We start from the raw sequence: 6,272 nt of genomic DNA on the forward strand, positions 1-6,272 counted from the left end.
CTGCCCTATTTTTCGGAAAATCCCCAAAATAACCCCTGCCTCCGTTAATGCAGACGTTTTAAGCGTTCTTGGAGAATTTGGGCTTGTTTTTCGGACTCTGCTAAAGCTTGCTTCGTTTTTTGGATTAAAGCTTCTGGAGCTTTTTCGACAAAGCTAGGTTTATTCAAGCGATCGCTCAAACTCTTGATTTCCCCTTCCACTTTAGCTAAATTTTTCGCTAATTTCCCAGCCAATACCGATATATCAACCAATCCGGACAGGGGTATAAGGATTTCTACCGTAGCGACAACACCAGCGATCGCTTGATTGACTTCCTCGGTTAATTTTGCCGTCAAAATTAAGTTTTCGATCTTGGCCAAGTCTTTTAAGTACACTTGTCCGCGTTGCAGAATAGCTAATTCTTGACTGTTTTCTGTCTGTAAAATTGCTGTGATCGTTGCTCCCGGTTTAATCCCCGCTTCGGCCCGCAAATTACGCAACACCCGAATACTTTCAATTAATAACTCAAAAGTATTTTCTAAATCTAGATCGATCAGAGAACTATCAGCTATTGGATAGGTTTCTAAAGCTAAAACCTGCTGATTTTCTTGGGTTAAATTATGCCAAATTTCTTCGGTAATATGGGGCATAAAGGGATGTAATAATTTTAATGTCCCTGCCAAGATAAAAGCCAAAGTTTGCCGGGCTGTAGCACAGGAAACCGATTCTTTATCCTTCCATAAACGAGTTTTCACTAACTCGATATACCAATCACAGAAATCGCCCCAGATAAATTCGTATAGACCTTTTGCCGCTTCTCCCATGCCATAATTTTCTAGATAATCTCTAGTTTTTTGCACTGTTTGATGATAACGAGATAAAATCCAGCGATCAGCTAATTCTAAATTTTCTAAAACTGGTTCTCCCAATTCTTCTGGGGTTTTTCCCTCCAGATTCATCATGACAAAACGGGAAGCATTCCAAATTTTATTGGCAAAATTTCGGGCTGCTTCTACGGATTCCGATTCATCGGTTTTACGGTTGTATTGCAGACTGATATCCTGTCCTGCTCCTGCCACTTCTCGGATTAAGGTATATCGTAAAGCATCGGTTCCATATTTATCAATTAAAATTAGGGGATCGATGCCGTTATTGGCAGATTTAGACATCTTTTTGCCGTTTTCATCCCTAACTAAACCGTGAATATAGACATCTTTAAAGGGCATTTGTCGCGTAAAATACCCTGCCATCATCGTCATTCTTGCCACCCAGAAGAAGATAATATCAAAACCAGTGACGAGGGTTGTGGTGGGGTAATAGGTGTCTAGATCAAGGGTTTTTTCTGGCCATCCCATAGTCGAAAATGGCCACAATCCCGAGGAAAACCAAGTATCTAAAACATCAGGGTCTTGTTGAATAATTATATCCTCTCCATACTCTTGTTTGGCCTTAGCTAAAGCGGAGGTTTCATCTGGGGCAACGACGAAGGGAGTATGGTTAGTAATTTCGTTATTAGTTTCACTGATAATATACCAAGCGGGAATTTGATGACCCCACCACAGTTGTCGAGAAATACACCAATCTTTTAGTTTAACTAACCAATCACGATAAACTTTTGTCCATCTTTCTGGCACAAAACGGGGCGAGTTTTCCTGATCTAAACAGGTTAAAGCTTTTGTGGCTAAAGGTTCAATTTTAACGAACCATTGGGTCGATAAAAGGGGTTCCACGGGAACTTTACCTCGATCGCTATAGGGGACACTATGGCGATAGGCTTCAATCTTAACTAAAAAGCCGTCTTCATCGAGTTTTTTAACAACATTTTTGCGGGCAACAAAACGATCTTGACCTGCGAATATTCCGGCATTTTCGTTTAAACTGCCGTCTAAATTCATGATATTAATAAAGGCTAAATTATGGCGTTTACCCATCTCAAAATCCTTGGGATCGTGGGCCGGCGTAACTTTGACGCAACCGGTACCGAATTGGGGATCCACTAATTCATCGGCAATAATCGGGATTTCTCGCCCCATTATCGGTAAAGTGACGGTTTTGCCGATTAAATGGCGATAACGGGGGTCTTGCGGGTTGACAGCGACACCAGTATCACCGAGCATGGTTTCGGGCCTTGTGGTGGCTACTTGAAGATAACCGCTACTATCGCTAAGAGGATAGCGAAAATACCAGAGATTTCCCTCAATATCCTTGTTTTCCACCTCTAAATCGGAAACGGCCGACCGGGATTCGGGACACCAGTTAACTAAGTATTGACCGCGATAGATTAATCCGTCCTCATAGAGTTTGATAAAAGCAGTACGGACAGCATGGGAGAGTCCCTCATCCATGGTGAAACGTTCCCGCGTCCAATCGACGGATACCCCCAAGCGTCGCAGTTGATTAACAATGGTACTACCAGACTCCTCTTTCCATTGCCAAGCGCGTTCGAGGAATTTTTCCCTTCCTAGTTGATAACGGTCGGTTTTTTCGGCTTTTAATTGGCGATCGAGTATAGCCTGTACTGCAATACTAGCGTGATCTGTACCGGGCAGCCAGAGGGTATTTTTGCCGGTCATGCGTTTGTAGCGAACAAGTGTATCAATTAGGGAACTCTCGAAAGCGTGACCCATGTGGAGACTACCGGTAACATTGGGAGGGGGGATGACTATACAGTAGGTTTCGCCGCCTTTTTCGGGGTTTGCTGTAAATATTTCTTGATTTTCCCAATATTGCTGCCATTTCGTTTCTGTGATCTTGGGATCGTATTGCTTCGATAGTTCCGAGGTCATGATGGGGGGATTCTACAATTCTTAGTTCTTTGTCAATTGTCCCACATTTGGGAGAGATCAAATTCCTGTTTAGTTGCTGGCTAAAAAATTTTAAGAGTCCTATTAAGATAGCTGTTATCTTTTACTTGGGTAAAAATAGCTAATTTCTGGTAACTTTTTTGCATCTCACCAGTATAATAATTGCTATAATCAATTGAGGGAGTCGATCAATAAGTGGGTAGGTATTAAAAACTTTCAGATGCCCCCCTACTAGGGGTAGGGTTGATTCATGAATCAACCCTACTTAATAAGGGGGAGATCGGCAGCCCCCTTATCAAGGGGGGTAGGGGGGATCGAACCTAAAATCCATTTTTAATTTAATTATAACCAGCTACTTAAATTATGACCATAGCAACAGATAAAAGTACCTATAGCTTTGCCGAATATTTACAACTAGAGGAAACGGCAGCCTATAAAAATGAGTATCAAGATGGGGAAATCATACCGATGACAGGAGGCACTACCGATCATAATAAAATTGCTCTCAATTTTGCCGCTTATTTAAAATTTGCCCTCAAAGGACAGAAATATAATATTTTTATCGGTGATGTTAAAGTATGGATAGCGCAATATCGTCAGGCAACCTATCCCGATGTGATGCTAATTGAGGGAGAACCGATTTATTATGAAACTGGCAAGACAACTGTTACCAATCCCAGATTAATAGTAGAAGTCCTCTCAAAATCAACTCAAAATTATGACCAGGGCGATAAATTTCTCTATTATCGTTCGCTGCCGGAATTTCAAGAATATATTCTGATCAGTCAAAGTCGTCCCTATGTCATGCAGTATAACAAAACTGAAGAAAATAAATGGTTATTAACGGAATACGAGGGCGAAAATGCCAGTTTATCTTTAACTTCTGTCAATTTTGCTCTCAGTTTTCAGGAAATTTACGAAGGAGTTACTTTTAATATAATCAATGATTAAACCAGTTGTTTAAACCAGCTTAAGTTAACCAAAGAATCAATCAATTATGACCATAGCCACAGATAAAAGTACCTATAGCTTTGCCGAATATTTACAACTAGAGGAAACGGCAGCCTATAAACATGAGTATCAAGACGGGGAAATCGTACCGATGACAGGAGGCACTACCGATCATAATAAAATTGCTCTCAATTTTGCCGCTTATTTAAAATTTGCCCTCAAAGGACAGAAATATAATATTTTTATCGGTGATGTGAAATTATGGATAGTGCAATATCGTCAGGCAACCTATCCCGATGTGATGTTAATTGAGGGTGAACCGATTTATTATGAAACTGGTAAGACAACTGTTACCAATCCCAGATTAATAGTAGAAGTCCTCTCAAAATCAACTCAAAATTATGACCAGGGCGATAAATTTCTTTATTATCGTTCGCTGCCAGAATTGCAAGAATATATTCTCATTAGTCAAAGTCGTCCCTATATCATGCAGTATAACAAAACTGAGGAAAATAAATGGTTATTAACGGAATACGAGGGCGAAAATGCCAGTTTATCTTTAACTTCTGTCAATTTTGCTCTCAGTTTTCAGGAAATTTACGAAGGAGTTACTTTTAATATAATCAATGATTAAAACAGTTGTTTTAATCAGCTTAAGTTAACCAAAGAATCAATCAATTATGACCATAGCAACAGATAAAAGTACCTATAGCTTTGCCGAATATTTACAACTAGAGGAAACGGCAGCCTATAAACATGAGTATCAAGACGGGGAAATCGTACCGATGACAGGAGGCACTACCGATCATAATAAAATTGCTCTCAATTTTGCCGCTTATTTAAAATTTGCCCTCAAAGGACAGAAATATAATATTTTTATCGGTGATGTGAAATTATGGATAGTGCAATATCGTCAGGCAACCTATCCCGATGTGATGTTAATTGAGGGTGAACCGATTTATTATGAAACTGGTAAGACAACTGTTACCAATCCCAGATTAATAGTAGAAGTCCTCTCAAAATCAACTCAAAATTATGACCAGGGCGATAAATTTCTCTATTATCGTTCGCTGCCGGAATTTCAAGAATATATTCTGATCAGTCAAAGTCGTCCCTATATCATGCAGTATAACAAAACTGAAGAAAATAAATGGTTATTAACGGAATATGAGGGTGAAAATGCCAGTTTATCTTTAACTTCTGTCAATTTTGCTCTCAGTTTTCAGGAAATTTACGAAGGAGTTACTTTTAATATAATTAATAAACCTCTTGCATAATTAATTTTTCAGGGTTCAAAAACGGCAAAAATAAGGATTAAATAGCATAAAGTCTGTAAATAGACCATTTAACTGATTATTATTCATTCTTAATTCTCCTGACTCCTGACTACTGGCTACTGACTCCTAACCCCACCAACAAACTTTTTGCCGCAAACCCTATTTAACGATTTGCCTTGAATTTTCGTTTTTTTGCCGGTATTCTCGCCAAGGAGTCGAGAAATCTATCTCTACAGACCCAATTTCGCCGCTAAAGCGATCGCTACCGGGAAAATGCGATGTTCTTGCACTTGAATGCGTTCGTGGAGACTGTCCGGGGTATCATCGGGGAGAATGGGAACCACTGCTTGCATTAAAATCGGTCCACTATCCACCTCCGCGCGAGCGATATGCACAGTACATCCGGTCACTTTTACCCCTGCCGCTAAAGCTTGTTCCACGGCACGCACACCTTTAAAACTGGGTAGTAAACTAGGATGGATATTGATCACGCGATCGGGAAAAGCATCTAGTAAAACCGGGGTGACAATTCGCATCCAGCCCGCCATAATTACCCATTTTACGCCGTATTCTTGGAAAGTTTCGACTATTGCCCGATCGAGTTCTTCTCTGGGTTTAAATTGACGATGATCGAGGAAAACCGCAGGGATATTGTAGTGATCGGCTTTTTCTTTTACCTTGGCATCGGGATTATTGTAGATGAGGACGGGAATCCGGGCATTAAGTTGTTTTTTAGCGATCGCTGCCGCCAAAACAGCAAAATTGGAACCACTACCAGAAGCCATCACTCCTAAAGAGAGGGTTTCCTCTAGGGGAATATTGGCCAAACTAAGATCGGGAGAAATTAAACTTGGGGAAATTGTCATCATATTTTATAACCGAGTTCGAGTGCATTGCAAAAGCTATTGAGGCGATTCAGCAAAGCATTATAGTAAGAATAAGCATCATCCCGTTCCTCTTGGAGATAGGCATACAAGGTTAGCTCAGGCTCTGAAGCTAGGTGATTTTTAGGGATATCGAAACCGACTTCCGTTAGGCGCGTCGATGCGATCGCAACTAGCAGCGCCCCAATGGTATTGGACTCACCATTGTGAAGATCTCTCAGTCCGGGTAAGATGATATCGGCCCCTGGCAACTCATTGAGATTCTTGACATCCTCGCCGCCGTAAAACGGACGGCGATTCCCAAACCTCACGATTTGGGTTTCTGCTTCTTTCCCGAAGGATTTTTCGCACCTGCCTTAACAGATTTACTCTGTTCT

General features: G+C 40.7%; 6 protein-coding genes. 3 read left to right on the forward strand and 3 right to left on the reverse strand.

Translation table 11 applies throughout. The annotated features are described in order from the left end of the window. Positions 1–44 precede the first annotated feature (44 nt). Entirely contained in the window at positions 45–2,765 is a 2,721-nt protein-coding gene (locus tag H6F92_RS14680; RefSeq protein ID WP_190358502.1) for a valine--tRNA ligase, read from the reverse strand. Positions 2,766–3,146: 381 nt separating this feature from the next. Between H6F92_RS14680 and H6F92_RS14685 the strand changes: the two genes are divergently transcribed. From H6F92_RS14685 to H6F92_RS14695, 3 genes are read left to right on the forward strand one after another with little or no spacing between them, the layout of a single operon-like run. Then, entirely contained in the window at positions 3,147–3,734 is a 588-nt protein-coding gene (locus tag H6F92_RS14685; protein WP_190358503.1) for a Uma2 family endonuclease, read from the forward strand. Between the two features lie 46 nt (positions 3,735–3,780). After that, positions 3,781–4,368 (forward strand): Uma2 family endonuclease, encoded by a 588-nt coding sequence (locus H6F92_RS14690; protein ID WP_190358504.1) that lies wholly within the window; start codon positions 3,781–3,783, stop codon positions 4,366–4,368. A gap of 46 nt (positions 4,369–4,414) precedes the next feature. Next, positions 4,415–5,011, forward strand: a complete 597-nt coding sequence (locus H6F92_RS14695) for a Uma2 family endonuclease (protein WP_190358505.1) — start codon at positions 4,415–4,417, stop codon at positions 5,009–5,011. A 230-nt stretch (positions 5,012–5,241) separates the two neighbouring features. Here H6F92_RS14695 and purN read toward each other — a convergent pair whose 3' ends face one another. Both purN and H6F92_RS14705 read right to left on the reverse strand, forming a co-directional pair. Further along, positions 5,242–5,880 (reverse strand): phosphoribosylglycinamide formyltransferase, encoded by a 639-nt coding sequence (gene purN, locus H6F92_RS14700; protein ID WP_190358506.1) that lies wholly within the window; start codon positions 5,878–5,880, stop codon positions 5,242–5,244. After that, on the reverse strand, positions 5,877–6,206 hold the full coding sequence (locus H6F92_RS14705) for a hypothetical protein (RefSeq protein ID WP_190358507.1): 330 nt from the start codon (positions 6,204–6,206) through the stop codon (positions 5,877–5,879). The genes purN and H6F92_RS14705 overlap by 4 nt, the downstream gene beginning before the upstream one ends. Between the last annotated feature and the right edge of the window lie 66 nt (positions 6,207–6,272).

It is taken from the genome of Microcystis wesenbergii FACHB-1317, from assembly GCF_014696875.1.
GTDB classification, from domain to species: Bacteria; Cyanobacteriota; Cyanobacteriia; order Cyanobacteriales; family Microcystaceae; genus Microcystis; species Microcystis wesenbergii_A.